Genomic DNA, 26,151 nt, shown 5'->3' on the forward strand with positions numbered 1-26,151 from the left:
TCCCCCATCCGAAGAGGAATCCGCATGCGATCTTCACCGCACTATTCCCGCAGTGCGCGAAGCCTGCTGGGCGCGCTGCTCACCGCACTCGTTTCGATGGCCGCCCTGTTCACTGCTGCGTCGGTGGTGCAGGCCGACACCACGATCTGCGAGACGTTCGGAACGGCGACGATCCAGGGGCGCTACACCGTCCAGAACAACCGGTGGGGCACCAGCGAGAGTCAGTGCATCGCCGTCACCGACTCAGGATTCAAAGTCACCCGGGCCGACGGGTCGGTGCCGACCAACGGCGCCCCGAAGTCCTACCCGTCCGTGTACAACGGCTGCCACTACACCAACTGTTCGCCCGGCACCAACCTCCCCGCCCAACTCGGCGGCATCTCCACCGCGCCCTCCAGCATCTCGTACACCTACGTGAACGACGCGGCGTACAACGCCTCGTACGACATCTGGCTCGACCCCACCCCCCGTAAGGACGGCGTGAGCCGGACCGAGATCATGCTCTGGTTCAACAAGGTCGGATCTGTCCAGCCCATCGGCTCCCCGGCCGGCACCACCACCGTGGCCGGGCGCCAGTGGGAGGTGTGGTCCGGCAACAACGGCTCCAACGACGTGCTGTCGTTCGTCGCACCTTCGGCGATCACCAGCTGGACCTTCGACGTCATGGACTTCGTCCAGCAAGCCGTCTCCCGCGGGCTGGCGCAGAGCAGCTGGTACCTGACGAGCGTTCAGGCAGGATTCGAACCCTGGCAGAACGGCACGGGTCTCGCCGTGACTTCGTTCTCCTCGACGGTCAACCTGGGCTCTCCCGGTGACCCGGGCGGCCCCGGTGACCCGGGCGGTCCGGGCGGTCCGGGTGGTTCTTCGACCTGCAAGGTGGCGTACGCCACGAACGTCTGGCAGGGCGGCTTCACCAGCGACGTCACCGTCATCAACACCGGCTCCTCCAAGGTGAGCAACTGGACACTCGCGTTCACCCTGCCCTCCGGGCAGCAGGTCACCCATGCCTGGAACGCGAACGTCTCCCCGTCGCGAGGGGCGGTCACGGCCGGCAACGTGGGGTACAACGCGGAGATCGCCGCCGGTGGCCAGGCATCCTTCGGATTCCAGGGCACCTACAGCGGCACCTTCGCCAAGCCCTCCGCCTTCAGCCTGAACGGGAGCGCCTGCACCCTCGCGTGACACCCGGCACCCGTCTCCTGGGATTGCTGAGCGTGGCCTTCGCCGTCGTCTGGCCGACCACGCTCGTGCTGGCGGCGGTACTGCTCCGGGGCTGGTGCCGTCGCCACGGATGCGGCCTTCGGACCCGCTCGCGCCGTTCCCGCGGAAGGTGGACGGTGCTGATCGAGCTCACCGGTGTCCGGCGGGTCTGGGCGATGCGACGGTAGAGGCGCTGCTGACCGGCACCGCCGACCTGGAGCTCGACCGCGCCGTCCCATACGTAGCGGAGATGAAGGAAGCCCGCCGCACAGCCGGTCACCCCGACCGCAGCTCGCGGCCCGACAGCCCGCTCCAGCACGGCCCCGAAGCCGGCGGGGACGGACACGGAGATCACGGTGGCGCGGGGCAAGGCTGACGCGGCCGAGCCGACCCCTGACGACTGACGACATCGACCAGCTCCCGGCCGGCGGAACCACGGGGAGCCTTCGCAGGGGAGGGCGGATGCTGCGGTGGCAGTCGGTGCGTGATGACGAGTGTGGCGGGCAGACGCGCAGAAGCACGGTGCCGAAGGCCGCCGCTGACACGTTCGCCCCTCGTGCGAACTGCGTCATCAGCGTCAGCATCGGCGGCCCCGCACCCCTCTGGAGGTTTCACATGTCCGGTTCCGATGTCCCCGACCGGCTTGCCGCCCTGTCCGCCGCAGGCGTGTCGGTCTGGCTCGATGACCTGTCCCGTGAGCTTCTGGCCGATGGTGAGCTGAAGGTGCTGATCGCGGACAAGCACGTGGTGGGGGTGACGACGAACCCGACGATCTTCGCCTCCGCACTGTCCAAGGGGGACCGCTACGACCAGCAGCTGCGCCGTCTCGGCAGCGCAGGCACCAGCGTCGACGACGCGGTCTTTGCCCTCACCACCGACGACGTGCGTGACGCCTGCGAGGTCTTCGGGCCGGTCTACGAGCGCACCGGCGGCGTCGACGGCCGCGTGTCCATCGAGGTCGACCCGCGGCTGGCTCAGGACGCGGCCACGACGGCCGACCAGGCTCGGAAACTGTGGGAGGCGGTCGGGCGGCCGAATGTGTTCGTGAAGATCCCGGCCACTCGCAAGGGGCTGGAGGCGATCACCGACGTCGTCGCCCAGGGCATCAGCGTCAATGTCACGCTGATCTTCTCCTTGGATCGCTACCGCGAGGTGATGGACGCCTACCAGACCGGCCTGGAGCAGGCGCACGCCGCGGGGCGCGAGATCGCGGACATCCACTCGGTCGCTTCGTTCTTCGTCTCCCGCGTCGACACCGAAGTCGACCGCCGTCTCCAAGCCCTCGACACCCCCGGGGCCCGGGCGCTTCGGGGCAAGACCGCGATCGCCAACGCCCGCCTGGCGTTCCAGGCGTACGAGCAGATGCTCCTGGCGCCGCGCTGGCAGGTCCTCGCCGCGGCCGGAGCGCGCATGCAGCGGCCGCTGTGGGCGTCCACGGGGGTCAAGGACCCGGCCTATCCCGACACGATGTACGTCAGTGAACTCGTCGTCGCGGGCACCGTGAACACCATGCCGGGCGCCACGCTGGCCGCGTTCGCCGACCACGGCGCCCTTCCCGGGCCCCCGCCGGTGGCGGACGACTTCGCGGCCGCGGCCGCCCACTTCGAAGCACTGGAGCGGGCCGGCGTCGACTTCGCGGACGTCACCGACACGCTGGAGCGGGAAGGACTGGCCACGTTCGAGGCCAGCTGGAAGGAGCTCGGAGCGTCGGTGGCGCGCGAGATGCACTGCGAGGGCATCCGGGCCGGCGACGCAAGCGGGAGTGGGGACGGCGGCTCCGACCGTGCCGATCTGCTGGGCATCTACCTCAACGACCACTACGCCGCCGCCACCGGCGGCCTGGAGCTTTTCCGGCGGGCGGCGAAGGCGCACGCGGGCAAGGAGGACGGCGAAGTGCTGTCCGGGCTGGCCCGCAGGGTCGAGGAGGATCGGGACTCATTGGCCCAGATCATGACTGCTCTGGCGATATCCACCAGCCAGTCCAAGGCGGCCATGGGCTGGCTCGCGGAGAAGGCGGGTCGCCTCAAGCCCAACGGCCATGTCCTCTCCCGCTCCCCGCTCAGTGACGTCGTGGAAGCCGAGTCCATGCTCTTGGCGGTTCACGGCAAGGCAGCCGGCTGGCGGTCCTTGCGCGCTTTGGCCGAAACCGATGACCGTCTCTCCGTCAAGGAACTGGACGTCCTGCTGGAGCGCGCCGACCAGCAGGGCCGCCTCTTGGAGGAGCTGCGAGTCGCCGCAGCGACCCGCTCGCTCCACGCGCAGCCTTCCCACACGCGGTGATGGGAACGGACGAGGTCGTTCGCCGGAGGGCTGCGAACCCCTGAACCCGGCCGTAGCCAGGGGCCGTGACGAGGGCGTCCAGAGCCATTCTGGTGAGAGTCGGCTCGGACGTTGCGTCGGTCCTGTGCTGTCAACGACCGAGTCCCTCCGCACGTGTCGCGCTCGCTTCGGCTCACCCCTGACCCGGTTCCCCGTCCAGCGTCGCGAGTCCCTCCAGCCAGCGAGCCCGGCGTTCCGCACTGGTCTGGTCCCACCACGGGATGCCGCGTTCCCCGACGGCGACCTTTGCCGTGTGCACGCGGCGCCTGGCTTCGCGTTCTGCCTCCTCGTCGTGTGCCCGTAGGGCGGCGCCGACGGCACGCCGGGCCGCCATCAGGTGCGTACGGAGGCGCGGTCCATCCGTACCCCACGGTCGAGGCGGCCGAGGCCGCCCTGACGACGACCATGCTGCTCAACACGAAGATCGGCTTCCGCGAGACGGCCGGACGGCTGGGCATGCGGTTGCCGGCGGGGCGGACGTGCCGGCGCCCGGAGGTCGAAGGCCTGGTACGCGAGCTCCTGCGCGACCACGGGCGTGTCGTGGTGAAGCCCGACCGGTCGGCGGGAGGGCACGGGCTGCGCTTCGTGTCCCGCGAGGACCTGAGGGGCGGGGCGGTCCTGCGGCTCGATCCGGTCGGCGGGCCCGAGGGCCTGTGGGTGGTGGAGGAGTGCCTCGACGTGGCCGCGTCGGCCAGTGTCCAGCTGGAGGTCACCAGCGCCGGGCCACGCGTGGTCTTCAGCGGTGCGATGCGTACGGTGCGGGGCTCCTTCACGGGGTACGTCTCCCCGCTGCCGCCGTCCTGCGCGCATGTGGCCCGCGAGCTGGAGGAGTGGGGGACGGCCCTGGGCCGCCATCTGGCCGACCACGGCTATGCCGGGCCCTTCGGGCTCGACGCGCTGGTGGACACCGACGGCGTCGCGTACGCGAGCGAGAGCAACATCCGCCGTACGGCCACCACCACACCCCACAGCATGGTCGTCCGGCTGACTGGGGGATCGACCAACGCACGCCCGGCGTGGGCGGTGTCCAAGGGCTGGACCCCGAGTCCCATGGACTTCGACGAGGCGCTCGCCCGGCTGCGTGCTTCCCGCCTGGCGTTCGACCCGGAGCGGGGCGAGGGCGTGGTTCTCTACGCGGACGAGCCGCCCGACGGCCGTTCCTGGCGGTACGCGGTGATCGCCGGGAGCGCCGGCGACGTGGTCGAGCAGGAAGCCGCATTGGCTGAGGCCTTCGAATTCGAGGGCGGCTGACCTCACGACGACGCCGGTCCCGGCACCCAAGAGGGTGCCGGGACCGGCGTCGTCGTGAGGGGGAAGCGATCAGGCGGGGCGGCCGCCGAAGGGGGCGCCGGTGCCGTAGTACGTGCCCAGCTCCTCCCGGTATCCGGCGTCGCCGAGGTGCTTGTCGCGGTGGAACTCGGGGGCGTTCTTGATCTGTTCCTTGGTGCGGTCGACGAAGACCTTCTTGTCCTCGGGGTCGACCCGGACCACGGTGCTCGCCGGGAGCAGGACCTCCTTGCCGAAGATCCAGATGCCGGTGTCGACCACCAGGTAGGCGTCACCGACCTCGTCGGAGTGCTTGTCGACCTTGCCGATGCTGCCGTCGGTCGCCTCGACCTTGTATCCGGTCAGATCGGTGCCGGCCAGGTGGCCCGAGGTCGGCTGGTAACTCCACACATGCTCAGTCACGCGAAAAACAACTCCTCCGGTCAACGGGGGACGGCGCAAAGTGGATTCTCCGCCGATCCTCCTTGTTCCGTACGTCGTGCTCGGCGGTCGTACTGCGTTCCGCCTGGTCTTCGCCTGCCCTGTCTCTTCGACTTCACGCACCCGGATCCACATGCGGGACCGGGGGCGGCCGTCGGTCATGGGAGGTGAGCAGGTCCCCTGCCGCGTCACGGCGACCGTCCCGACTGAAATCGGGGTGCCCCCGATGTACGGCTTCATTACTCCGTTTTGGTGAAGGCCCGCCGACGACGACATGGCGGTGGCCGGTCACCCGGGAAGGGGTGACCGGCCACCGCCATGCAGTGTCGGAACTGCGCTTTGTCGTACGGCTACCAGCGATACCAGCGGCCACTACCGGTCTTGGGGCGGGCGACGAATCCGATCAGCCAAAGGACCAGGACCGCGATAGCCACCCACCAGAGAATCTTCACCGCGAAACCCGCGCCGAAGAGGATCAGGACCAGCAGAAGAACGAGAAGCAGGGGAACCATAGTTATCAACCTCCGAAACACCGTGTGCCCGACCGCACCCAAGACATGTATTCGATTCCCATGTGTTTCCGGTCCTGGTGGCCGGGAAAGAAATGCGCGCTCTGGACGCGCTTTCGAAGGCGCTGGAGACCACGGAGCGGGCCCGTGGCCACCTCTACGGGTTCCACCAGCTGACCGGGACCGCGGACTTCGAACTCGGCGACGCGCTCCCTCATGTCGCGGCGTGCGCTCCGACGGCCTGCCGGTAGGCCACGTGCCCACCCAGCGCACCGCTGACGGCCACGGCAGCCATCCCACCCAGGGCCCACAGCCGGCCCTTCGCGGAGCGGCCGCGGAGCCGCGCCGCCAGGGACGCGGTGTAGCAGGCCACCGCAGCCACGTTGGAGGCCGCGTGGGCCAGACCGACCCGGGCCTGCTTCGGCGGCAGATCCGCCCAGTCCGCCCAGCCGGCGACCGCTGCCGGGGCGACGCCCGCCAGCCCGACGGCGGTCAGGGTGGTCGTCGCGCGCTGCGCCCCGGGCACGAAGTCCAGTACCGAAGCCGACAGCCAGCAGCCGATGGGCACCTGCACGAGCACGGGGTGCAGGGGATGGCCCAATGGCCTGCCACGCAACAGATCGCGCATGCCACCCAGGGGGAGCGAGCGGATCCCCCGCTGCAGCACCCTGATGGCCGGATCGGCCACCGTCGTCCGCTCGAGCCGGTCCAGGGTCTTCAGCCAGCACGCCGAGGCGGTGTCGAGGGCCGCGGTCTGCCCAGCCGTGGGCGAGGTGTCGAGGGTGCGTGAGTTCATACACCACGCCTACCCGCTGCCACGCCGCGATCCCGCGCCGGCCCCGAGTGCACCCGAACGACAGGCCCACCCACGGCGGAGAGCTGCTCACCCGGGCGCCGACCTGATCCGGGCCGGCTTCTGCCCGCTGCTGCGCTGACGCGCACAGAGCTCCTGCTCATGGGGTGGGTGTTGCGGCGATGGCGGGGTAAGCGCGCCTCGACCACGGCATGCACATCTCAACGAGAGGATCCGCGATGACGGCTCGCTACGCAGCCCGGCACCAGCCCGCCCAGGGCTCTCGGCCATGAGCCCGACGCAGCAGCAGAGCCCAGTGGCAGAGGACTCGGCGGGAGCATTGGTCTCGCGCGCTTCCCGGCAGATCGCGGAGCTGGTCCGTGAAGAGATGCAGCTGGCCCGTGCGGAGATGACGGAGAAGGGCAAGCGCTACGGGACGGGCGGCGGTCTCTTCGCCGCGGCGGGCGTCCTGGGCCTCTTTGCCGCCCAGGCCCTGCTGGCCACGTGCATTGCCGCCCTCGCCTTGGTCCTGCCGGTATGGGTGGCAGCCCTCGCCATCTCCGGCGTGCTCGCGGCGGTGGCCACGGCGACCGCGCTGGTCGGGAAGCGCTGGATCACACAGGCCGGCGCCCCGATTCCCGAACAGACCCTGAACAGCGTCAAGGCCGACCTGGCCGAGGTCAAGGAGAAGGCACACCGATGAACGACCACTCTCGATCCGCACCCGGCACGCATTCCGAGACGCTCACCCCCGCGGAGTTGCGCGAGAAGGTCGAGCGCACTCGCGACGAACTCGGACAGACCGTGGAGGCGCTGGCCGCCAAGGCCGACGTCAAGGCCCGAACCAAGGAGAAGACCGCCGCCATGAAGCAGCAGACTGCCGAGAAGGCCTCCCTGATCGTCGACCAGATCCGCGAGAAGGCGGGGCAGGCCGCCCAGATGGTGAAGGACAAGACCCCCGACCCCGTCCTGGACAAGACTGCCCAGGCAGCTGCCCAGGTGTGGGGCAGCGCGAGCCGAGCCGGACAGTACGCGGCGGACAAGACCCCCCACCCGCTGTTGGAGAAGGCCGGCCAGGCCGCGACGGTTGCCCGGGTGAACCGCACTCCGCTCCTGATCGGCGGCGCTGTGATCATCGTGTTCGTCCTGGTGCGCCGTAGCCGCGCTCGTCGTCGGTGAAGGCAGCGATCCAGGCAGCGATCCAGGGAGCGATCTTCGCTGTGGTCAAGGCCCCGGTCGACCGGTCGGGCGCCGTGGTGGTACGCGGACTGACGGGCACGTGGCCGGGCTGAGTCACCGGCGGCGCCGGCCCTCTTCCGCGATCCGGCCGGCGCCGCCCTGACCGTCCGCACCCCGCTGACCGTATGGCCGCGAGGCGAATGACCTGGTATCGGCCCGCTCGAGCCTGGGGGCGGGCCGATCGTCCGGCCGGCGCTCAAGGGCGCCGGAACTCACGGCTCATGACGGTCAGTGGAGGCGCATGCTTCAGTCGATCTGGCCCTGGGTGATGACCTGTATCTCGTTGGTCTCCTCGTTACGTACCCGGTACACGGCATGGGGGCCCTCGTCGCGGACTTCCTCTATCCGCCCCTTCTGCAGGTCAGGCCGTCCATCGTGATAGCTGATGCGGTCGTTCTCCGTGTGCAACACATTGCCTCCGGTGAAGCCGTCGTGACGCGGCTTGCATCCGCGTCACGGTCGGGGATACTCCTGGTCCTTTTCATCGCGTGCATGCTCTTCCGGGGTCTGCCAGGAGTCCTCGCGGCGCTGCGCGGCGGGAGGCTGCTCGGCCGGCGGTGAATCCCGGCGTCTGCGTCGGCTCCCGTACCAGAACGCACCGATCAGAAGGACGACCAGGACCACTCCGGCAAACATGAGGAAGAGCGAGGCCTGGCCTTCGGCCGCGAGTGTTTCGATAGCAGTCATGAGCGGCGCCTACCCGCGATCCGCGGCCATAGCAGGCGTAGGGCGGGTTTATCTCTGACGGTGTGCGTGCGCGGCGTATTCCAGCGGGCGGCAAGGCGGTCGCGCATCTGTTCAAGCAGTTCGAGAAGGCCGGTGAATCGCTCATGCGGAGAAGCGGAACATCGCCGACAAGGCGACCTGCGCACTCGAGCGCGGCAGGTTAGGGGAGGGGTGTGCCACCGGTGGCGTTGACGATCTCCCCGGTGATGTAACTGGCTTGGGGTGAGGCCAGGAAGACGTAGGCGGGTGCCATCTCCGCCGGCTGGGCCGCTCGGCCCAGGGGCGACTGCTTGCCGAACTCCGTGACGTCGGGCATGGTCGCCGGGATCAACGGCGTCCAGACCGGCCCCGGGGCGACGGCGTTGACGCGGATGCCGCGCTCGGCGAGCATCTGCGCCAGCCCGTGGGTGAAGGAGATGATGGCGGACTTCGTCATCGCGTAGTCGAGCAGGTGGGGGCTGGGCTGGTAGCCCTGCACCGAAGCGGTGTTGATGATCGATCCGCCCCGCGGAATGTGGGCGAGGGCCGCGCGGGAGAGCCAGAACATCCCGTACAGGTTGGTCTTCATCACCCGGTCGAACTGCTCCGTGGTGATCGCCTCGATCTGCCTCCAGCACCGCAAAGTCTTCGATGAACACACGGCCTTCTCAACCACCGCGGAGCAGGCGCCGCAGGCAGCGTGAGGCGGTGATCAGCTGGCCTGAGTTGTCTCCTCAGCGAAGTCAAGGCACGTACGCCGTGCTGGGGGGCGCCAAATGAACGCGTCTGCGATCTCGGAGCGAAGAGGGTGGACCTGCCAGTGGCCCGTGATGTCCTGCCAGTGCTCGATCACGGCGTCGCGGTCGCTTCCCTCCCTCATCCGGTTGTAGACGAGGTCGAACTCGTAGACACGACCCCCGTCTGACAGAACGACACCAGTCTCCGACTCGGGGCCGTCAGGAAAGAGGTAGACGAGGACTGCGGTGGAGATGGTCAGCCCGCGCTCGCCGAGTAGCTCTCGTAGACGTGCCCACGGGCTGAACGGGCTCGCCCACATCAGTCGAGTGCAGTTGACAAACATCGACGATCTTCGACTGCTAGGCGGGTGCCCGTAGAGCAAGGAGGCCAGGGGCCCCCAGGCTTCATACAGGTCCGCCGAGATCAGCGCGTCACGGTGCACCTGTCCGCATGCAGATTCAGGTGCGAAGGCCGGGGAGTCCCGGAAGGGCGCAGCCACTGCCCGGGAGCGGGACTGTTGGCCGTGATGAGACGACTCGTGTCGGAGTCGGCCAGGGGGCTTACGAGGCATGGGCCTTTCGGATGGTCATGCCTCGTATCTTGCCATGTCAACATCCCTCTTCGGGCAGCCCAAGCGTGCTTCGCAACGTCAACTTGACGCACAGCTTCGTGAGGTGTCTCCGGTCTCCGGGGGCAGGCGAGGGCGGGCCGTGGGTCAGCTCGCCGGGTAGGGGGCCGCCTTGAGGCAGCGGGCGAGGTGGGCGGTGTTCGCGGCGAGAGTGGCCGTCGTGCCGGCCGTCTTCTCCGGTGTCTTCTCGAGGTCCTGGTAGTCGGTGCCCTGCATCGCCTCTCCGACCCAGTAGGTGACGGCGTTCGGCGCGAGTGAGAAGCCGACGTCGTTGAGGCCCTGGAAGAGATCGGCGCTGACCTTGTGCGCGCCGTCCTCGTTGCCGACCACGCAGACCGCGGCGACCTTGCCGTAGGTGAGCATGCGGCCCTCGTCGTCCGTCTCGGAGATCTCGGCGTCCAGGCGCTCCAGGACCCGCTGGGCGATGCTGGAGGCGTGGCCGAGCCAGATCGGCGTCGACAGGATCAGGATGTCGCAGCCCAGGATCGTGTCCCGGATCTCCGGCCACGCGTCCCCGTCGCCCATGTCGGTCTTCACACCGGGCTTCACGTCGTGGTCGGCGATCCGGATCGTCTTGCCCGTGACGCCGTGCTCGGAGAGGGCGGCCATGGTTTGTTCGGCCAGCAGCTGGGAGCTGGACGGGGCGGGGGAGGGCGAGAGGGTGCAGACGAGCGCGACAGCACGGAGCGGAGTGTTCTTCTGGGGGTCCATGGTGCTCGGCTACCCCCGCACCCCGCTTTGATGTGGCAAGCGGTCCCATTCATCCCTTTTGCTGTCCGGGGGTGTGTCGGCGCTCAAGGCTTCAGGGCCCTCGTTTGCCTCAGCGGCTGACGTCTCCCTCATTCCGCCTGCCCCGTCCCCGCCGACACGGCACGCGGGGCCACGTCGAATCGAGGATCCCAGGTCCTGGCGAGGCTTTGCCGGCCCGAGCGGAGATCGGCCAGGAGGCGCCCGGCATCCGTGAGGAGCGTGCCCTGCAGGGCGTGTACGGCTGGGGAGGCTTCCGGGGCGGTCCGTTCGTGCTGTTGCACCAGGTCGAGCGCTGCGGCTGCTTCGTCGATCCTCGTGTCGAGGAGGTCCGGATCGGTGGGGGACACCCGCCCGATCTCCTCCACGGCGGTGGCCACGGCACGCAGGACTGCGCTGAACCCGGGCCGGAAAGCGGCCGGGAGATTCCCGAATTCCCCGCTGTCGATGGCGTAGTCCAAGGTTCGCGTCATGGAGCGCAGATGGTCCATGCTGCGTTCGGCGACGGTGATCGCTTCCCGAGCGCGGGGGAGGGCTTGGCCGGCGCCGCTGACGGTCCGGCGCGGGTTCATGCGGCCGTTCTCGATCTCGGCTTCGATGCCGTGGCGAATGCGCTCGGATTCGGCGGAGAGCCTGCGCCAGTCGCGGCGCCACTGGCGCAGGTGGTCCCGGTCGGGATCGTTCGCTTCGAAGGTCTCGGCGAGGTCGTTGAGGCGCTGGGCCATGGTGGTGTAGAGGGCGGTGACGGCTTGCTGCCTGTGGTCGGTGTGCCGGGCGGGCGCGAGGACGAGGTGGGCGGCGAGGCCGCAGAGCGCGCCGATGCCGACGGACGCGACCAGGTGGCCGATGTAGCCGATCTGTCCCTGGCCTGAGGAGAACGCGAAGAAGCCGACGATGGTGACCTGGGTGCCCTGCTGCCCCAGGCGCCGGGTCCTGCCGATGCAGAGTGCGATCAGGGTGAGCACGCCGAAGGTCCATCCGTGGATGCCGGCCACGGCCGCCAGGGTGGCGGCGAGCGTGGCTCCCGCCGCCATCGCCAGCACGTACTGCAGGCAGTCGCGGACGGACCGGTACACGGTGGCCTGCAGTGCCACCAGCGCGGTGAACGGCGCGAACGTCGAAACCGCCGGCGGTAGCAGGTAGCGCGCCAGGACCCAGGCCGCCATCGCAGCGACCACGGTCTTGGCCCCGAGCACGACCTCGTCCCGCTCGCTCCCGGCTCCCCGCACCGCGCGGCGCGGATAGGCGACCCGCTCCGTGGCCGCCGACCGGATCTTTCGCGCCGCATCCACCCGTCCGGGCAAGATCGACCACCTCCGGTGCGCGCCTGCCCCGCCGACCGCGCCCGACGCTCGGATCAACGTCACAAAGCCTTCGGGGAGTTGCGAGCTGAGGCTCGGGCACCTTGCGGCCATGGCTGCCAACTGCACGACTCCGGCTCACCCCTGTGGTGCCAGGACGGTGAACAGGGCGCCCTCCGGGTCGCGGAGGGTGACCCATCGGCTGGCGCTGGAAGTCTCCACGGGGGAGACGATCCTGCCGCCCGCGATGCCGGCCGCTTCGACAGCGGCCTCCAAGTCGGGCACCCGGAAATAGACGTGCCACCGAGGGCGAACGTGTGGGTCGGGATCCGCGTCCACCGCTCCGCCACTGATCCGTGCCACGGTGTCGTTGCCGTGGCGCAACACGACGTGGTCGTGTTCGTAGGCCACCACACAGGACTGGGGTGATGAGCCGGCCCAGTCCAGGACCTCCCCGTAGAAGATGGCGGCGGCGAAGGCATCACGGGTACGAAGTTCGAGCCAGGCGGGGGCGGTACCGCGGCCCACCCGCCAGTCCCTGAGGATCTCGCCCTGCCAGAGCCCGAAGACGACCCCGTCGGGATCAGCCGCCAGGACGGCCCGGCCCGTACCGAAGCACAGCGGGCCGACGGCCACGGTGGCGCCGCGCTCGCGGATGCGCGCCGCGGTCATGTCGGCGTCATCGACGGCGAAGTACGGTGTCCAGGCGGTAGGCAGCGGGGGATCGTCGGCGAGAGCCCCGAAACCGGCGACGGGAGCGCCGTCGCGAAAAGCGAAAGAGAACCGCTCGCCGAGCCGGGTCCGTCGGAACGTCCAGCCCAGCACGGCACCGTAGAACCGCTGAGCGGAAACGAGGTCCCCGGTCATCAGACTCACCCAACAGGGTGCGCCGGTGGCTTCGTGGCTTGATGTGGACACGGTTATGGGCCGCCTCATTGTGCTCACCTCGTTCGAGATTTTCCACGGTAGCCCCGGTCGGTCGGTGAGGTCGGTCAAGCGGGGCGCCCGCCCGGCGAGCGCTTTCGTCCGCGCGCCGCCTTGGCAGCCGTGCGTATGCCGATCTCGGGATGTGCCGCTTCCGAATCCTGCCGTCCAAATTATCAAGCCCCAATCGCTCTCTCGTACGTTCGTGCGCGACGCGACGGCTTGTGGGAATCGAGGAACGGCGGTCCATTTTTGGTCTGATCCTCCGAAGATCGACGCGCCTTCGGATGGGGCGACCGGGACGGGGCAGGCGCAATACCTCATCAATCGCTGTGACTCGCTCGGCGACCTACAGCGAAATCGGAGGTACGGGTGCCCAGTACTGCTCTCTCCTCGGCCTCGCTGCCCGGCGGCCTGGTGGCCCTGCCAGGCGTGTACCAGCCCCAGGCGGACACCCGGCTCCTCGCCGCGGCCCTCACGCACGAGGACGTCGGGCCGCATACCCAGGTCCTCGAGATCGGTACGGGCACCGGCGCCCTGGCCCTGCACGCCGCGACCAGGGGCGCCCAGGTCACGGCGGTCGACGTGTCCTGGCCCGCGGTGGCCACAGCGCGACTGAACGCCTGGATCCACCGCCTTCCCCTGCGCGTCCTGCACGGGGATTTCGAAGCACGCACCACGGGACGACGCTTCGACCTCGTCTTCTCGAACCCCCCGTACGTCCCCGCCCCGGACAGTCGACCGCCCTCGCACGGCCCGGAACGGGCCTGGGACGCCGGACTCGACGGGCGGGCGGTCATCGACCGGATCTGCGCGGACGCCTCGACACTGCTGCGGCCCGGCGGAATCCTGCTCATGGTGCACTCGGGGTTGTGCGGTGCCGGAGAGACCCTCGATCGGCTGGCGGGGGCAGGGCTGGACCCTGAGGTCACGGCGACGGCATCCGTACCCTGGGGCCCCGTCCTGCGGTCGCGGCGATCCTGGCTGGAACAGCAGGGCCTCGCGGCGGAAGCCGACGAATGGGAGGAGCTGGTGGTCATCCGTGCCCAACGACCCTGATCCCAGGCCGTGCCCGGTCCCCGGCGCAGCGGATGCCCGGCGGGTGGCCTTGGAGCCCGGAGGCCCGGTCCTGGTGGAGGGCCCGGTCGAGTTCGTCCTGGACGACGGGACGGTAGCCCGGTCCGACCGGTTCATGGTCGCCCTCTGCACGTGCCGCCGCAGCCGTACGTACCCGTGGTGCGACACCAGCCACCGGCGCCGCGAACGAGCCGCGCCACCGCCCGAGAACAGGAACCCGGAATGACCCGTCCTCCGAGCCCGACCAGCACCGTGACCGCCCGCGGCCCCCGGCTCGTCGAAGGGCGGGGCGAACTCTCCGACGCCGTCACCCGGGCCCTGCGGACGGGAACCCCGCCGGTGTACGCCCCCGGCGACGTGCTCAAGGCCGACCCGTGGGGCGAAGACCTCCAGCTCGCCCTCTACGTGCTGTACGAACTGCACTACCGCGGCTTCGCGGAGGTGGAGGACGCACGCGAATGGGACCCGGACCTGCTGCGCCTGCGCCAGGCCATGGAAGACCGCTTCCTGCACGCCCTGCGCACCGAGCTGTCCGACGCGCCCCGGTCCGTCGAGGAAGCCTTCGCCCCGCTCCTCGTCGAGCCCGTGGACCTCTCCGACAGCCTCAGCCACCACCTCGAAACCGACGGCGAGCTCTGGCAGTTGCGCGAATACGCGGCCCTGCGTTCCCTCTACCACCTCAAGGAGGCCGACCCGCACGCGTGGGTGATCCCGCGGCTCACCGGGCGGGCCAAGGCCGCGATGGTGGCCATCGAGTACGACGAGTTCGGCGCCGGCCACGCCGACCGCATTCACGCACGGCTCTTCGCCGACCTCATGGCCGACCTCGACCTGGATCCCGCCTACGGCCGCTACCTCGAGCAAGGCCCGGCGCCGCTGCTCGCCACCGTGAACCTGATGTCCCTCTTCGGCCTGCACCGGGCCCTGCGCGGAGCGCTCGTCGGCCACTTCGCCTGCGTCGAGGTCACCTCCTCACCCGGCTCCCGCCGCCTGGCCAAGGCCATGCGGCGCTGCGGCGCGGGCCCCGCCGCCGAGCACTTCTACGCCGAGCACGTCGAGGCCGACGCCGTCCACGAACAGGTCGTACGCCACGAAGTCATCGGTGGCCTCCTCGCCGACGAACCGGACCTCGAAGAGGACATCGCGTTCGGATGCGCGGCAACCGCCCTGCTCGAAGACCGGCTCGCGAGCCACATCCGCGAAGCCTGGGACCACGGACGAAGTGCACTGCGCACGCCCCTGCCCGAGCAGTAGAGGGTGCCGTCACGGAGCGGCGCGACGGCCTCGGGCCCGTCGCGCCGCTTCCACGTCCGCCGTGGTGCGAAGCGTCGCCGCCACTCCGCTGAGCTCCAGGAGCCGACGGAGCGGGGGTGGCAGGGCGAGTCGAGCCCACGCCCTGGCAGCCCACCGCGGGCTGACCGGCGAGGGCCTCGATCCCGTGCGCGGAGAGCACGTACCGGCCCTGCTGCTGGCGGAGCGACTGCTGGAACGCGCGGCTCCCGGGCTGGCTGCGTCCGGGGACCTGGACCTCGCGGCCGAGCTGTTCGACCGGCTGCGGCGCTCCGGCGGCGGAGCCGCGCGGCAGCGCGCCGCCCATCTACGGAGAGGGCACCTGACCGATGTGGTGAGCGAACTGGCGCGCACCACAGCCGCAGCCTGATCGGGCGACTCGTCCGGTCGACCGACCGCTTCAGTGGACGCTGGGACGATGACCCGAATGCGTACGGGAGGGTGAGGGTCAGGTGTTGCGCTGGTCGTGGGTGTCCTGGCGGAGCTGGTCGGTGTGTCGGGTCAGGGTGTCGATGCGTTCGGCGAGTTCGGCGTCTTGGGGCCGCAGGTGGGGCCGGGTGTCGGCCAGTGGGCGGACGAGGTGTGAGGCGTCGTTGTCGGCGAGGGCCCGGTTCAGGTCGCCGACCGCGCTCTCGGCGTCGGCGGGGAGGCCGCTGAGGGAGGTGATCTGGCCGGCGAGGCGGCGCAGGTCGGCGGCGTTCTCGCGGGCCCAGGCGGTGACGGTGCGGTCGGCGGCGCGGGTGTCGCGGGTGGCCTGGACGCGCTGGTCGCCGGTGCTCCCGGCGGTGCCGGGGCGCAGGCGCAGGTAGCGGCGTTCGGCGGCCTGACGGCTGGCGACCCCGAGGGGGTTTGCGAGGTCGGCCCAGCTCGCACCGTGTTCGCGGGCGGTTTCGATCAGTCCGCTCTCCCAGCCGGCGAGCTCCTCGCGGATTTCGCGCAGCATGACCAGCGCGGCCAGCGCCGAGTCCGGGCCGGTGTCCGATGCGGGCTCCAGCCGGTCCCTGGGCGTGCCCGCGCGCGGATCCTGGGCGCCTCGTACGGCCTGGTTGATGGCTTCCAGGGCCGCGGCGGCGGCCACGAAGGGGAGGGGTGAGAGGGGTGAGAGCGACTCGGCGTACTCGTTCATGGGCACTCTCCACGGCTCTGTCACCCTCCAGGTGACATCCTGCTTGTCATCGTTTCGATGACATGTTACAACGGATGCACGTTGAAGCGCATTGGCAGTTTCTGCCTGAACCAACTGGAGGTGTTTCGCGATGTTGATGCGCACTGACCCGTTCCGCGAGATGGACCGGATCGTCCAGCAGCTGTCGGGTAGTTCGGGTACGTGGTCGAAGCCGTCGGTCATGCCGATGGACGCCTACCGTGAGGGCGACGAGTACGTGATCGCCTTCGACCTCCCCGGCGTGAGCACCGAGGCGATCGACATCGACGTGGAGCGGAACATGCTGACCGTGAAGGCGGAGCGCCGCCCGGTCGCGAAGGCCGACTCCGTGAAGGTGGAGCTCTCCGAGCGGCCCCTGGGTGTCTTCTCCCGCCAGATCGTCCTGGCCGACACCCTGGACACCGAGCGCATCCAGGCCGATTGCGACGCGGGTGTCCTGACCCTGCGGATCCCGATCGCCGAGCGCGCCAAGCCCCGCAAGATCAGCATCGGCGGCGAGTCCGGCCGCAAGCAGATCTCCGGCTGAGCCCGCCCGCACCAGCCGGCAGCGGAGGGCGGGAAGAGCCGATCCCCCTCCGGCACCCCGCCCTCCGCACCCCCTTTTTCGCCCCTTCACGCCTTCTCGGAGGTGCCGTGATGTCGATGCGCAGGGAGTCGTTCCTGGCCCACGTCCAGGAACGCGGCGAGTACGAAACAACGGAAGAAGCAGACCGAGTCGCTCGCGTCGTCCTGGCTCTGCTGGGCGCTCATCTGGTCGGCAGCGTGCGGGCCGAGCTCGCGGCCCGGCTGCCCGAGACCTACGCCCTGATCCTCCTCAACCCCCTGCAGGCCGCCGAACCCCTCTCGCCTGAGCGCTTCGTACGGGCGGCCGCGGCCTGGATCGAGGGAGCCTCCGAGAAGACGGCCCTGTGGGACATCGGCGCGGTCCTGTCCACCGCGGCCACCGCCGCGGGCGATGTCCTCATCCGCGAGGTCCTGCTCCAGCTGCCCCCGGGCTACGACCTCCTCTTCGGCCACCCCCAGCCCAGCTGACCGCACACGACCCCATCAGAAGGCGAACGCCGACCGGGGGTGGCAGGGCGGCGAGGCCCGGCCGGGGCCCGCCGCCCCTTCCGCCGGAGGGGGCTACACGGAGGGCGAGAGCGACGGGAGGCTCTCCACCGCACCGCCCGCCGACTACCTCTCCACCTTCGCGCTCGACGTGGACACGGCCAGCTACGGGTACGCCCGGCGCACCCTCGCCGACGGCGAACTGCCCGACCCCGCCACCGTGCGGCCCGAGGAGTTCGTCAACAGCTTCCGGCAGCACTACCGGGAGCCCGCCGGGGACGGCTTCTCGGTCACGGTCGACGGAGCCCGTACCTCCGACCCCGACTGGGCGCTGGTCCGCGTCGGACTCGCCACCCGCTCCGCGAACCAGGGGGCGGACACCGGGGGCGGCGAGGCCGGGCGGCCGCCCGCGGCCCTCACCTTCGTCGTGGACGTCTCCGGCTCCATGGCCGAGCCCGGCCGGCTCGACCTCGTCCGCAGCTCCATGAACCTGATGACCGAGCGGCTGCGCGGAGACGACTCGGTCGCCGTCGTCACCTTCAGCGGCAAGGCCCGGACCCGGCTGCCGATGACCCGCGTCGAAGGCAACCGCGAGCGGATCCACGAGGTCGTCGACGCGCTGACCACCGCCGATTCCACCAACGTGGAGGCCGGCGTCACCCGCGGGTACGACGTCGCGGTCAAGGCGGTGCGGCCCGGCGCCACCAACCGGGTCGTCCTGCTCTCCGACGCCCTGGCCAACACCGGCGCCACCTCCGCCGACGCCATCTTGAAGCGGATCTCCTCGGCCCGCACGGAGCACGGGATCACCCTGTTCGGCGTGGGCGTGGGAAGCGAGTACAACGACGCCTTCATGGAGCGGCTCGCCGACCGAGGCGACGGCCACACCGCCGACGTCTCCGACGTCGAGGGCGCGCGCAAGGTCTTCTGCGACGATCTCCCGGCACAGGTGCAGCTGCGGGCGCGCGACGCCAAGGCGCAGGTCGCCTTCGACCCGCAGGCCGTCGAGCGGTTCCGGCTGATCGGCTACGACAACCGCCGCGTCGCCGACGAGGACTTCCGCGACGACAGCGTGGACGGCGGCGAGGTCGGCTCCGGGCACACCGTGACCGCCCTGTACGCGGTGCGGCTGCGCCCCGGCGCGGCCGGGCACCTGGCGACGGCGACGGTGCGCTGGCTGGACCCGCGCACCCGGGTGGCGCACGAGGAGTCCGGCCGGGTGGAAGCGGCGGCGCTGTGGCGCGACCTGTGGACCGAGGCGCCGCCGCGCCTCCAGGTCACCGCGGTGGCCGCCTACTTCGCCTCCGCGCTGCGCGAACGGGACGGCGGCTGGGAGCGGCTGCCGGGTGCGCTGCCGCTGGGCACCCTGGCCGGGCACGCGGACCGGGTGGCCGGACGCACCGAGGACCCCGACGTGCGCCGGCTGGCGCAGGCCGTGAGCCAGGCCGGCCGCCTCACCGGCTGACGGCCGGACCTGGCTCGGACCGGCTCGGACCGGCTAGTCCAGCACGGCGGCCCGTACGCACAGGACGTCGGGGAGGTGCTCGGCCAACAGCTGCCAGCTGTCCCCGTCGTCCTGGCTGGCATACAGCTCGCCGTTGCGGTTGCCGAAGTAGATCCCGGCCGGGTCCGCGTCGTCCGTGCAGAGCGCGTCGCGCAGCACCGTTCCGTAGTGGTCGCCGGCCGGGAGCCCCTTCGTCAGGGGCTCCCAGGAGGCGCCCGCGTCCCGGGTCCGGAAGACCCGGCAGCGGTGCTCCGCCGGGACCCGGTCGGAGTCGGCGTTGAGCGGGAAGACGTAGGCGGTGTCCGGCCGGTGCGGGTGGGCGGCCACCGCGAAGCCGAAGTCCGAGGGCAGCCCGGCGCCGATGTCGGTCCAGCGGCCCCCGGCGTCGTCGCTGCGGTAGACGCCCCAGTGGTTCTGCAGGTACAGCCGGTCCGTGTTCCCGGGGTCCTGGGCGATCTTGTGCACGCACTGCCCGAACTCGGGATGCGGATCGGGCAGGAAGACCGCCGAGACCCCGTCGTTGGACGGGGCCCAGCTCGCCCCGCCGTCCGTGGTGCGGAACACGCCGGCCGTGGAGACTGCGACGGTGACCAGATCCGCGTCGCGCGGGTCCGTGACCACGGTGTGCAGGCCCTCGCCGCCGCCGCCCGGCACCCACTTGTCCCGGGTCGGGTGCTCCCACAGCGGCCGGACCAGCTCGAAGGAATCGCCGCCGTCGGCCGAGCGGAACAGGGCGGCCGGCTCGGTCCCCGCGTAGACCACGCCCGGGGCCTCGGGGCCGGCCGGATGCAGCTGCCAGACCCGCTCCAGGGAGGCGCCGGTGTCCTGGGGGAACTTCACGGCGGCTGCGGCGGGCTCCCGCCAGGTCGCGCCCAGGTCGTCGGAACTGAAGACGGAGGGGCCCCAGTGCGCGCTGTCCCCGCCGACCAGGAGGCGGGGCGCCGCACCGCGCCGGTCGATGGCGACGGCGGAGACCGCCTGGGCGTTGAAATGCGGCTCGCCGAACTCCCAGGTGCCGCCGGAGCTCCGGCGGCCGATGAAGAGCCCCTTGCGGGTTCCCGCGAGCAATACCACGTCGGTCATGGCCGACACCTCCGGACGTCGTTGTCCTGCACGGCAGCCTTTGGGCCAGTCTGCACCCGGCCACTGACAGCGGCCGGTCGCCGCGCGCGGGGCGGGTCCAGTCGTACGGCCACTCTCGTACTACGGCAGGTCTCGTACTACGGCAAGTCTCGTACTACGAGAGATTTCGTAGTACGGTGAATCTCGTACTTAGCCGCCGATCCCCGGTGCGCGTCCGGTCACCTCTGGAGAGCCCTCATGAGTGCTGCCCCCGTTGCCCCCGCTGCCTTCGCCGCCCTGTTCCAGCCGTGGACCATCCGCTCGGTCACCATCCCGAACCGCGTGTGGATGGCCCCGATGTGCCAGTACAGCGCCGAGGCCTTCGGGCCGGAGGCCGGAGTGGCCCACGACTGGCACTTCGCGCACTACGCGGCCCGCGCCACCGGCGGCACGGGCCTGATCGTCCAGGAGGCCACGGCCGTCTCCCCGGAGGGGCGGATCTCGCCGTACGACCTCGGGATCTGGAACGACACCCAGGTCGAGGCCCTGCGCCGGATCACCTCCTTCCTCAAGGCCAGCGGTACGGTCCCGGGCATCCAGCTCGCCCACGCCGGCCGCAAGGCCTCCACCGACCGCACCTGGAAGGGCGGGCGCCCCGTCGGCCCCGACGCCCACGGCTGGCAGCCCAGCGCCCCGAGCGCCGTGCCCTTCGCCGAGGGCCACCCGGTCCCGCACGCGCTGACGGACGGGGAGATCCGGGAGGTCGTGGAGCAGTTCGCGGCCGCCGCCCGGCGCTCGCTCGCCGCCGGCTACCAGGTCGTCGAGATCCACGGCGCCCACGGATACCTGATCGGCCAGTTCCTCTCCCCGCACAGCAACAAGCGCACCGACGCGTACGGCGGCTCCTTCGAGAACCGCACCCGTCTCGCCCTCGAAGTCGTCGACGCCGTACGCGCGGTGTGGCCCGAGGAACTGCCGCTGTTCTTCCGGATCTCCGCCACCGACTGGCTGGAGGAGGACGGCTGGACCGCGGACGAGACCGTCCGGCTGGCCGCGCTGCTCCGGGAGCACGGCGTGGACCTGCTCGACGTCTCCACCGGGGGCCTCGCCCCGGGCGGGACGATCCCCGTCGGCCCCGGCTACCAGGTGCCCTTCGCGGCCCGGGTCAAGGCCGAGACCGCCCTCCCGGTCGCCGCGGTGGGCCTGATCACCGAACCGGAGCAGGCCGAGAAGATCCTGGCCAACGGCGAGGCCGACGCCGTCCTGCTGGGCCGGGAGCTGCTGCGCGACCCGTTCTGGGCCCGCCGTGCGGCCGCCGAGCTCGGCGCGGAGGCCCGTACGCCCGACCAGTACCACCGCTCCTGGTGAACCGGTGCGGCGCGGGCACCGGCCCCCCGCGCCGCATTCCCACCGGATCGCCTCCGGATCCCCTCCGGATCGCCTCCGGTCCTACGACGGTTCTCGTACGATGGGCCTCGACCCAGGATCACCCGAGCGAGTGGAGTACGGACATGACGGTACGTGACGCGGCCCGTGTCCTCGCCCACCCCGAGGCCGCCGAGATCCGGCTCGAAGGCGTCCTGCACGCCCTCTCCGACCCGGTCAGGCTGTCCATCGTCCGCGACCTCGCGGCCACGGACGCCGAGCTGGCCTGCTCGTACTTCGATCTCCCGGTCACCAAGTCCACGACCACGCACCACTTCCGGGTCCTGCGCGAGAGCGGTGTCGTGCGCCAGTGCTACCGCGGCACCGCCAAACTCAACGGACTGCGCCGCACCGAGCTGGCGGAGCTGTTCCCCGGACTCCTCGACAGCGTCCTCACCGCGGCCGCCGCCGAAGAGGCGCGCGACCGGGTCTAGGCCGTCTCTTTCGGGGTGGGGTCCGCCCGGTCCGCGGCCGACAGCAGGCCCGGCCAGTCCGGGATCTTGACGGAGCGGCGGCCGAGGGAGCGCCCGAGGTCGGCCTCCGCCGTCTCGATGGCCAGCCACCCCGGCCACGCGACCGGCCGCAGCCCCGCCGCCCGCATCGCGTCCAGGGGGTCCCCGTCCCGTACGCGGCGGGCCAGCGCCCCCGCGTCCTGGAGCAGGGAGGACGCCGTCTCCTTCGCGCAGGGCCGGTTCGTGCCGATCACCCCGGTCGGGCCGCGCTTGATCCAGCCCGCCACGTACTCGCCGAGCGAGGCGCGGCCGGCCCGTAGCACCCGGCCCGCCGCGTGCGGGACCGTACCGGTGCGCTCGGCGAAGGGCAGGCCGGGCAGCGGGACGCCCTGGTAGCCCACCGAGCGCAGCACCAGCTGCGCCGGGACGTCCTCGAAGACGCCCGTCCCGGTGACCCCGCCCCGGCCGTCGGGAACCGTCCGCTCGAAGCGCATCCCGGTGACCCGGCCCTGCTCGCCGCCGAGCACCTCCACCGGGCGCAGGAAGAACCGCAGCGCGATGCGGCGCCCGCCGCCGTCCGCCGGGGCCGCCGCCCAGCCGCGCAGCGCCTCCACGTTGCGCCGGTTCGCCGCGGGCAGGGCCGCGCCCGGGTCCGCGTACGCCGGGTCCAGGGCCATCTCCACCGGGTCCACGCGCACGTCCACGCCCGGCAGCGTGCCGAGCTCGCGCAGCTCCTTCGTGGTGAACTTCCCCTGCGAGGGCCCGCGTCGGGCCACCATGTGGACCTCGCGCACCGCGCTCTCCCCGAGCGTGGCCAGCGCCGGCTGCGGCATGTCGGTGGGCGACAGCTCCGGTACGCCCCGGGCCAGGATCCGCGTCACGTCGACCGCGACGTTCCCCGCCCCGACCACGACCGCCGAATCCACCCCGGACAGTCCGAAGGCCTCGGCCGCCGCGTCCGGATGCCCGCTGTACCAGGCCACGAAGGCCGTGGCGGAGTGCACGCCGGGCAGGTCCTCGCCGGGGATGCCGAGCAGCCGGTCCCGGGCGGCGCCCACGCAGTAGACCACCGCGTGGTACAGCTCGAGGAGCCTGCCGGTGGACAGTTCGGGCCCGCCGACCTCGACGTTCCCGAGGAAGCGGATCCGCTCGTCCTCCAGCACCGTCCGCAGGCTGCCCTGCAGCGATTTGATCTTCTCGTGGTCGGGGGCCACCCCGTACCGCACGAGCCCGTAGGGGGCGGGCAGCCGGTCGAGCACATCGACCCGCACCCCCGGGACCTCGCGCTGCTGTACGAGTGCCTGAGCGGCGTAGACCCCGCTGGGGCCCGATCCGACGACGGCGATACGAAGCACGGCGGAGCTCCTCCCGCAGGTGTTCCCCAGCATGACACCGGGTGCCCGGGCCGTCAGCCCATCGAGCGCATCCGGTGGATCTCGGTGCTCTGAACGGCCACCACCTCGGTGGCCATCTCCTCGACGGCGACGTTGTTGCCCGAGGCCAGCGCCTCGCCGGCCATCTTCAGCGCGCCCTCGTGGTGGGCGGTCATCAGGGTGAGGAAGAGCCGGTCGAAGTCGGCCCCGGTCGCCGCGGTCAGCTCCGCCAGCTGCTGCTCGGTGGCCATGCCGGGCATGGCCGCGTGGTCGTGGCCGTCCGCCCCGGTGGCGGGCGAGGGATGCAGGGCCGCCCACTTCTCCATCGCCCCGATCTCGGGCTGCTGCGCGGCCGTGATCCGCTCGGCGAGCCGTTTGACCCCGTCGGCCGAGGCCCGGGACGGGGCGAGGGCACTCATGGCCAGGGCCTGCCTGTGGTGCTCGGTCATGCGCCGCACGTAGGCTCGGTCCACCGCGTTGGGACTGTCGTCGGGCAGCTCCCGGGCCGCCTGCTCCGGGGAGATCGTGCGCGCCTTCTCGCCGGGCTTGCCGGGGGCGATCACCCCCGCCTCGCCCTGCGCCGCCGCGTCCGCCCCGGCCGCCGCCCCGGCGGAGTCGCGGCAGCCGGTGAGCGGGAGCAGGAGTCCGACGGCCAGGGCCGCTCCGACGATTCGCCCGAGTAACACTTTCGCCATGTCCATGCAAAGGACCATACTGCCGGGGTCCGCGTTCCGTTCCCACCACGGGCGGAACCGACCGGACTCATGGGAGGGCACAGTGACCTCGATGCAGACCAGCAGAGCGCGGCGCGGATCCCTGGGGGTGGCCGCGGCGGCGGCCGGCCTCCTCGCCACGCTCCTGGCGGCCGGACCCGCGGCCGCCACGCCCGACCCGGGCGACTTACTCCCGGGTGCGGGCGCGCGGCAGGGCGCCGGCACCACCGGCACCGCGGCCGGCGAGAGCCGGGAACTCGCGCCCGGAGAGATCCCGGGCCAGGACGAGATCGTCCACAGCAGGAACATCAAGCACCTGGCGAACATACCCAGCACCGACCCGGCCGGCATCAACTCCGACCTGGCGTTCCAGGGCAAGTACGCCTACGCGGGCAGCTACAACGGCTTCACCATCTACGACATCGGCAACCCGAAGGCGCCGAAGACCGTCACCGAAGTGCTCTGCCCCGGCGGGCAGAACGACATCTCGGTCCACGGGGACCTGCTCTTCCTCTCCACCGACTCCTCGCGCAGCGACGACTCCTGCAGCAGCGTCTCGCAGCCCGCCACCGAGAAGTCCTCGTGGGAGGGCATCAAGATCTTCGACATCAAGGACAAGAAGAACCCCAAGTACATCAAGTCCGTCGAGACAGCGTGCGGTTCACACACCCACACGCTGGTGCCGGGAAACCGGGACGTCTACCTCTACGTCTCCTCGTATTCCCCGAACGACGCGTTCCCGGACTGCAAGCCGCCGCACGACGGCATCTCGATCGTGAAGGTGCCCAAGAAGAACCCGACCGGCGCGTCGGTCGTCGCCTTCCCCGTCCTCTTCCCGGACGGCGGCAACCCGGGCGCGCCCACCAACCCGGGCGTCTCCAAGACCACGGGCTGCCACGACATCACCGTGCTGCCCTCCAAGAACCTCGCCGCCGGCGCCTGCATGGGCGACGGCATCCTCTTCGACATCAGCAGGCCCGAGCAGCCGCGCGTCATCGACCGGGTCCAGGACAACGTCAACTTCGCGTTCTGGCACTCGGCCACCTTCAACGAGCGGGCCGACAAGGTGGTGTTCACCGACGAGCTGGGCGGCGGCGTCGGCGCCACCTGCAACGAGGCCACCGGCCCCACCCGGGGCGCGGACGGCATCTATGACATCACCGGCCGCGGCGACCACCGCAAGCTCGCCTTCAAGGGCTACTTCAAGATCCCGCGCCACCAGGCCGACACCGAGAACTGCGTGGCCCACAACGGCTCGCTGATCCCCGTCGGCGGCGGCCGCGACATCATGGTCCAGGCCTGGTACCAGGGCGGCATCTCCGTCTGGGACTTCACCGACTCCACCCGTCCCAAGGAGATCGCCTACTTCGAGCGGGGGCCGCTGAGCACCGACAAGCTCGGCCTCGGGGGATCCTGGTCCGCGTACTACTACAACGGGCACATCTACTCGAACGACATCGCCAAGGGCCTCGACGTGCTCAGGCTCGACGACTGGCGCACCGAGAGCGCCAAGTGGGTGCGGATGGACCGGCTCAACGTGCAGACCCAGCCCGACTACCGCTGACGCGGCGAGGGAAACGTTCCGCCGGGCGGTCCGCCGTCCGGCGGGACACCCAGCTCCCAGTCCAGCCCGTACCGCTGGAACAGTTCCGCCCGCAGCCGCGCCGCCGGCATCGGCGCACCCGGCAGCAGCACCGCCACCACCGCCCCCATCAACAGGGCCCGCAGCATCGGGTAGTCGGTGTCCGCGTCCGCCGAGCCGTACCGTACGACGGTGTCCCGCAGGAGCTCCGCGAGCCGCTGCTGCTCCACGCACCGGACGAAGCCCTCCGCCTGCAGGATGCCCGCCATGTGGGTCCGCATCAGCCGGGGCTGGTCACGGGCCAGCCCGAGGATCGCGTCGATGGCGCGCGCCAGGCGCTCCCGCCCGGCGTCCGGCCCATCGGGCCGCGGCTCGCGCTCCAGCGCGGCTTCCAAGGTCAGGTGCATCAGGCGGTGCACGGCGGACTGCAGCAGCTGCCGCTTGCCGGGGAAGTAGTACGAGACCAGGCCCCGGGCGGCGCCCGCCCGGTCGGCGATGTCGCCGAGCTTGGTGGCCTCGTAGCCACGCTCGGCCACGAGCTCGACCGTGGCCTGCAGCAGCCGCTCCCGGGAACGCCTGCGCAATTCTTCATTGACCGATGCGCTGCGCGGGGACATGCTTGCTCCTGCGTTGACTGGCTCGGAGCCA

At 71.0% G+C, this 26,151-nt stretch carries 30 protein-coding genes and 3 pseudogenes; 18 read left to right on the forward strand and 15 right to left on the reverse strand.

Features of this window, described 5'->3' with window-relative positions:
- Positions 1–24: 24 nt before the first annotated feature.
- From DRB89_RS22820 to DRB89_RS22840, 4 genes are all read left to right on the forward strand, one after another.
- Positions 25–1,182, forward strand: coding sequence for a cellulose binding domain-containing protein (locus tag DRB89_RS22820; RefSeq protein ID WP_112450164.1), 1,158 nt, complete (start codon positions 25–27; stop codon positions 1,180–1,182).
- Between the two features lie 109 nt (positions 1,183–1,291).
- Positions 1,292–1,576, forward strand: a complete 285-nt coding sequence (locus DRB89_RS44785; RefSeq protein ID WP_112450165.1) for a hypothetical protein — start codon at positions 1,292–1,294, stop codon at positions 1,574–1,576.
- 239 nt (positions 1,577–1,815) lie between these two features.
- Positions 1,816–3,480 carry a transaldolase gene (gene tal, locus DRB89_RS22830; RefSeq protein ID WP_112450166.1) on the forward strand — a complete coding sequence of 555 codons (1,665 nt, stop codon included), beginning with the start codon at positions 1,816–1,818 and terminating at the stop codon, positions 3,478–3,480.
- A gap of 444 nt (positions 3,481–3,924) precedes the next feature.
- Complete coding sequence (locus tag DRB89_RS22840) at positions 3,925–4,770, forward strand: peptide ligase PGM1-related protein (protein WP_112450167.1); 846 nt, start codon at positions 3,925–3,927, stop codon at positions 4,768–4,770.
- A gap of 69 nt (positions 4,771–4,839) precedes the next feature.
- On the opposite strand, the gene DRB89_RS22845 is transcribed toward DRB89_RS22840, so the two are convergent.
- Complete coding sequence (locus DRB89_RS22845; protein WP_112450168.1) at positions 4,840–5,208, reverse strand: PRC-barrel domain-containing protein; 369 nt, start codon at positions 5,206–5,208, stop codon at positions 4,840–4,842.
- Between the two features lie 368 nt (positions 5,209–5,576).
- Positions 5,577–5,738: a hydrophobic protein gene (locus DRB89_RS22850; RefSeq protein ID WP_112453653.1), complete on the reverse strand. Its 162-nt coding sequence runs from the start codon at positions 5,736–5,738 to the stop codon at positions 5,577–5,579.
- A gap of 92 nt (positions 5,739–5,830) precedes the next feature.
- Between DRB89_RS22850 and DRB89_RS22855 the strand changes: the two genes are divergently transcribed.
- Complete coding sequence (locus DRB89_RS22855; protein ID WP_162688408.1) at positions 5,831–5,986, forward strand: hypothetical protein; 156 nt, start codon at positions 5,831–5,833, stop codon at positions 5,984–5,986.
- Here the strand turns inward: DRB89_RS22855 and DRB89_RS22860 are convergent.
- A complete protein-coding gene (locus DRB89_RS22860) occupies positions 5,950–6,531 on the reverse strand; it encodes a DUF2231 domain-containing protein (protein WP_112450170.1) in 582 nt (193 codons plus the stop codon). The genes DRB89_RS22855 and DRB89_RS22860 overlap by 37 nt on opposite strands.
- A 286-nt stretch (positions 6,532–6,817) precedes the next feature.
- On the opposite strand from DRB89_RS22860, the gene DRB89_RS22865 reads away from it, so the two are divergent.
- The 3 genes and pseudogenes from DRB89_RS22865 to DRB89_RS46365 all read left to right on the forward strand — a co-directional run.
- On the forward strand, positions 6,818–7,231 hold the full coding sequence (locus tag DRB89_RS22865; RefSeq protein ID WP_112450171.1) for a phage holin family protein: 414 nt from the start codon (positions 6,818–6,820) through the stop codon (positions 7,229–7,231).
- Positions 7,228–7,707, forward strand: a complete 480-nt coding sequence (locus DRB89_RS22870; protein ID WP_112450172.1) for a DUF3618 domain-containing protein — start codon at positions 7,228–7,230, stop codon at positions 7,705–7,707. The genes DRB89_RS22865 and DRB89_RS22870 overlap by 4 nt, the downstream gene beginning before the upstream one ends.
- Before the next feature lie 8 nt (positions 7,708–7,715).
- Positions 7,716–7,820, forward strand: a pseudogene (locus DRB89_RS46365) (DUF4235 domain-containing protein); the annotation flags it as partial.
- Positions 7,821–8,013: 193 nt separating this feature from the next.
- Here DRB89_RS46365 and DRB89_RS43105 read toward each other — a convergent pair.
- From DRB89_RS43105 to DRB89_RS22900, 7 genes and pseudogenes are all read right to left on the reverse strand, one after another.
- Positions 8,014–8,178, reverse strand: coding sequence for a hypothetical protein (locus tag DRB89_RS43105; RefSeq protein ID WP_162688690.1), 165 nt, complete (start codon positions 8,176–8,178; stop codon positions 8,014–8,016).
- Between the two features lie 42 nt (positions 8,179–8,220).
- On the reverse strand, positions 8,221–8,454 hold the full coding sequence (locus tag DRB89_RS22875) for a DUF6479 family protein (protein ID WP_112450173.1): 234 nt from the start codon (positions 8,452–8,454) through the stop codon (positions 8,221–8,223).
- A gap of 199 nt (positions 8,455–8,653) precedes the next feature.
- A pseudogene (locus DRB89_RS22880) lies at positions 8,654–9,097 on the reverse strand (SDR family oxidoreductase); the annotation flags it as partial.
- A gap of 87 nt (positions 9,098–9,184) precedes the next feature.
- A complete protein-coding gene (locus tag DRB89_RS22885; RefSeq protein WP_162688691.1) occupies positions 9,185–9,529 on the reverse strand; it encodes a hypothetical protein in 345 nt (114 codons plus the stop codon).
- Between the two features lie 396 nt (positions 9,530–9,925).
- Positions 9,926–10,549 (reverse strand): NAD(P)H-dependent oxidoreductase, encoded by a 624-nt coding sequence (locus tag DRB89_RS22890; protein ID WP_112450175.1) that lies wholly within the window; start codon positions 10,547–10,549, stop codon positions 9,926–9,928.
- A 128-nt stretch (positions 10,550–10,677) separates the two neighbouring features.
- Positions 10,678–11,877 (reverse strand): aromatic acid exporter family protein, encoded by a 1,200-nt coding sequence (locus DRB89_RS22895; RefSeq protein ID WP_239516291.1) that lies wholly within the window; start codon positions 11,875–11,877, stop codon positions 10,678–10,680.
- Between the two features lie 147 nt (positions 11,878–12,024).
- The gene (locus DRB89_RS22900; protein ID WP_112450177.1) at positions 12,025–12,753 is read right to left on the reverse strand and encodes a VOC family protein; all 729 of its coding nucleotides are present in this window, start codon (positions 12,751–12,753) and stop codon (positions 12,025–12,027) included.
- A 429-nt stretch (positions 12,754–13,182) separates the two neighbouring features.
- On the opposite strand from DRB89_RS22900, the gene DRB89_RS22905 reads away from it, so the two are divergent.
- The 4 genes from DRB89_RS22905 to DRB89_RS22920 all read left to right on the forward strand — a co-directional run bounded on the left by DRB89_RS22905 (position 13,183) and on the right by DRB89_RS22920 (position 15,547).
- Positions 13,183–13,869, forward strand: a complete 687-nt coding sequence (locus DRB89_RS22905) for a HemK2/MTQ2 family protein methyltransferase (protein WP_239516292.1) — start codon at positions 13,183–13,185, stop codon at positions 13,867–13,869.
- A complete protein-coding gene (locus tag DRB89_RS22910) occupies positions 13,853–14,113 on the forward strand; it encodes a CDGSH iron-sulfur domain-containing protein (RefSeq protein WP_239516293.1) in 261 nt (86 codons plus the stop codon). Before DRB89_RS22905 ends, DRB89_RS22910 begins: the two co-directional genes overlap by 17 nt.
- Entirely contained in the window at positions 14,110–15,141 is a 1,032-nt protein-coding gene (locus DRB89_RS22915) for an iron-containing redox enzyme family protein (protein ID WP_112450178.1), read from the forward strand. The genes DRB89_RS22910 and DRB89_RS22915 overlap by 4 nt, the downstream gene beginning before the upstream one ends.
- 184 nt (positions 15,142–15,325) lie before the next feature.
- Positions 15,326–15,547, forward strand: a complete 222-nt coding sequence (locus DRB89_RS22920; protein WP_112450179.1) for a hypothetical protein — start codon at positions 15,326–15,328, stop codon at positions 15,545–15,547.
- A gap of 78 nt (positions 15,548–15,625) precedes the next feature.
- On the opposite strand, the gene DRB89_RS22925 is transcribed toward DRB89_RS22920, so the two are convergent.
- Positions 15,626–16,303 (reverse strand): HSP18 transcriptional regulator, encoded by a 678-nt coding sequence (locus DRB89_RS22925; protein WP_112450180.1) that lies wholly within the window; start codon positions 16,301–16,303, stop codon positions 15,626–15,628.
- A 130-nt stretch (positions 16,304–16,433) separates the two neighbouring features.
- On the opposite strand from DRB89_RS22925, the gene DRB89_RS22930 reads away from it, so the two are divergent.
- The 3 genes and pseudogenes from DRB89_RS22930 to DRB89_RS22940 all read left to right on the forward strand — a co-directional run.
- Positions 16,434–16,868: an Hsp20/alpha crystallin family protein gene (locus DRB89_RS22930; RefSeq protein WP_112450181.1), complete on the forward strand. Its 435-nt coding sequence runs from the start codon at positions 16,434–16,436 to the stop codon at positions 16,866–16,868.
- Positions 16,869–16,978: 110 nt separating this feature from the next.
- Entirely contained in the window at positions 16,979–17,374 is a 396-nt protein-coding gene (locus DRB89_RS22935; RefSeq protein ID WP_112450182.1) for a DUF2267 domain-containing protein, read from the forward strand.
- A 130-nt stretch (positions 17,375–17,504) separates the two neighbouring features.
- Positions 17,505–18,857, forward strand: a pseudogene (locus DRB89_RS22940) (von Willebrand factor type A domain-containing protein); the annotation flags it as partial.
- A gap of 33 nt (positions 18,858–18,890) precedes the next feature.
- Here DRB89_RS22940 and DRB89_RS22945 read toward each other — a convergent pair.
- The gene (locus DRB89_RS22945) at positions 18,891–19,979 is read right to left on the reverse strand and encodes a sialidase family protein (protein WP_112450145.1); all 1,089 of its coding nucleotides are present in this window, start codon (positions 19,977–19,979) and stop codon (positions 18,891–18,893) included.
- 237 nt (positions 19,980–20,216) lie between these two features.
- On the opposite strand from DRB89_RS22945, the gene DRB89_RS22950 reads away from it, so the two are divergent.
- Positions 20,217–21,326, forward strand: coding sequence for an NADH:flavin oxidoreductase/NADH oxidase (locus DRB89_RS22950; RefSeq protein WP_112450146.1), 1,110 nt, complete (start codon positions 20,217–20,219; stop codon positions 21,324–21,326).
- A 143-nt stretch (positions 21,327–21,469) separates the two neighbouring features.
- Entirely contained in the window at positions 21,470–21,817 is a 348-nt protein-coding gene (locus tag DRB89_RS22955) for a helix-turn-helix domain-containing protein (RefSeq protein WP_112450147.1), read from the forward strand.
- On the opposite strand, the gene DRB89_RS22960 is transcribed toward DRB89_RS22955, so the two are convergent.
- Together DRB89_RS22960 and DRB89_RS22965 are read right to left on the reverse strand one after the other, a co-directional pair.
- A complete protein-coding gene (locus tag DRB89_RS22960) occupies positions 21,814–23,190 on the reverse strand; it encodes an FAD-dependent oxidoreductase (RefSeq protein ID WP_112450148.1) in 1,377 nt (458 codons plus the stop codon). The two genes, DRB89_RS22955 and DRB89_RS22960, sit on opposite strands and share 4 nt — an antisense overlap.
- A gap of 53 nt (positions 23,191–23,243) precedes the next feature.
- A complete protein-coding gene (locus DRB89_RS22965) occupies positions 23,244–23,909 on the reverse strand; it encodes a DUF305 domain-containing protein (protein ID WP_204357797.1) in 666 nt (221 codons plus the stop codon).
- Between the two features lie 85 nt (positions 23,910–23,994).
- Here DRB89_RS22965 and DRB89_RS22970 point away from each other — a divergent pair, with 85 nt between their 5' ends.
- The gene (locus tag DRB89_RS22970) at positions 23,995–25,485 is read left to right on the forward strand and encodes a hypothetical protein (RefSeq protein ID WP_112450149.1); all 1,491 of its coding nucleotides are present in this window, start codon (positions 23,995–23,997) and stop codon (positions 25,483–25,485) included.
- Here the strand turns inward: DRB89_RS22970 and DRB89_RS22975 are convergent.
- Entirely contained in the window at positions 25,476–26,120 is a 645-nt protein-coding gene (locus DRB89_RS22975) for a TetR/AcrR family transcriptional regulator (protein WP_112450150.1), read from the reverse strand. The two genes, DRB89_RS22970 and DRB89_RS22975, sit on opposite strands and share 10 nt — an antisense overlap.
- Between the last annotated feature and the right edge of the window lie 31 nt (positions 26,121–26,151).

The sequence above is a fragment of the Streptomyces sp. ICC4 genome (genome assembly GCF_003287915.1).
Classification (GTDB): domain Bacteria; phylum Actinomycetota; class Actinomycetes; order Streptomycetales; family Streptomycetaceae; genus Streptomyces; species Streptomyces tritrimontium.

Coding starts and splice junctions, on each gene's coding strand:
- DRB89_RS22820 (WP_112450164.1), top strand. CDS start 25: ATGCGATCTTCACCGCACTATTCCCGCAGTGCGCGAAGCCTGCTGGGC.
- DRB89_RS44785 (WP_112450165.1), top strand. CDS start 1,292: ATGCGGCCTTCGGACCCGCTCGCGCCGTTCCCGCGGAAGGTGGACGGT.
- tal (WP_112450166.1), top strand. CDS start 1,816: ATGTCCGGTTCCGATGTCCCCGACCGGCTTGCCGCCCTGTCCGCCGCA.
- DRB89_RS22840 (WP_112450167.1), top strand. CDS start 3,925: ATGCTGCTCAACACGAAGATCGGCTTCCGCGAGACGGCCGGACGGCTG.
- DRB89_RS22850 (WP_112453653.1), bottom strand. CDS start 5,738: ATGGTTCCCCTGCTTCTCGTTCTTCTGCTGGTCCTGATCCTCTTCGGC.
- DRB89_RS22855 (WP_162688408.1), top strand. CDS start 5,831: ATGCGCGCTCTGGACGCGCTTTCGAAGGCGCTGGAGACCACGGAGCGG.
- DRB89_RS22860 (WP_112450170.1), bottom strand. CDS start 6,531: ATGAACTCACGCACCCTCGACACCTCGCCCACGGCTGGGCAGACCGCG.
- DRB89_RS22865 (WP_112450171.1), top strand. CDS start 6,818: ATGAGCCCGACGCAGCAGCAGAGCCCAGTGGCAGAGGACTCGGCGGGA.
- DRB89_RS22870 (WP_112450172.1), top strand. CDS start 7,228: ATGAACGACCACTCTCGATCCGCACCCGGCACGCATTCCGAGACGCTC.
- DRB89_RS22875 (WP_112450173.1), bottom strand. CDS start 8,454: ATGACTGCTATCGAAACACTCGCGGCCGAAGGCCAGGCCTCGCTCTTC.
- DRB89_RS22885 (WP_162688691.1), bottom strand. CDS start 9,529: ATGTGGGCGAGCCCGTTCAGCCCGTGGGCACGTCTACGAGAGCTACTC.
- DRB89_RS22890 (WP_112450175.1), bottom strand. CDS start 10,549: ATGGACCCCCAGAAGAACACTCCGCTCCGTGCTGTCGCGCTCGTCTGC.
- DRB89_RS22900 (WP_112450177.1), bottom strand. CDS start 12,753: ATGACCGGGGACCTCGTTTCCGCTCAGCGGTTCTACGGTGCCGTGCTG.
- DRB89_RS22915 (WP_112450178.1), top strand. CDS start 14,110: ATGACCCGTCCTCCGAGCCCGACCAGCACCGTGACCGCCCGCGGCCCC.
- DRB89_RS22925 (WP_112450180.1), bottom strand. CDS start 16,303: ATGAACGAGTACGCCGAGTCGCTCTCACCCCTCTCACCCCTCCCCTTC.
- DRB89_RS22930 (WP_112450181.1), top strand. CDS start 16,434: ATGTTGATGCGCACTGACCCGTTCCGCGAGATGGACCGGATCGTCCAG.
- DRB89_RS22935 (WP_112450182.1), top strand. CDS start 16,979: ATGTCGATGCGCAGGGAGTCGTTCCTGGCCCACGTCCAGGAACGCGGC.
- DRB89_RS22945 (WP_112450145.1), bottom strand. CDS start 19,979: ATGACCGACGTGGTATTGCTCGCGGGAACCCGCAAGGGGCTCTTCATC.
- DRB89_RS22950 (WP_112450146.1), top strand. CDS start 20,217: ATGAGTGCTGCCCCCGTTGCCCCCGCTGCCTTCGCCGCCCTGTTCCAG.
- DRB89_RS22955 (WP_112450147.1), top strand. CDS start 21,470: ATGACGGTACGTGACGCGGCCCGTGTCCTCGCCCACCCCGAGGCCGCC.
- DRB89_RS22965 (WP_204357797.1), bottom strand. CDS start 23,909: ATGGACATGGCGAAAGTGTTACTCGGGCGAATCGTCGGAGCGGCCCTG.
- DRB89_RS22970 (WP_112450149.1), top strand. CDS start 23,995: ATGCAGACCAGCAGAGCGCGGCGCGGATCCCTGGGGGTGGCCGCGGCG.
- DRB89_RS22975 (WP_112450150.1), bottom strand. CDS start 26,120: ATGTCCCCGCGCAGCGCATCGGTCAATGAAGAATTGCGCAGGCGTTCC.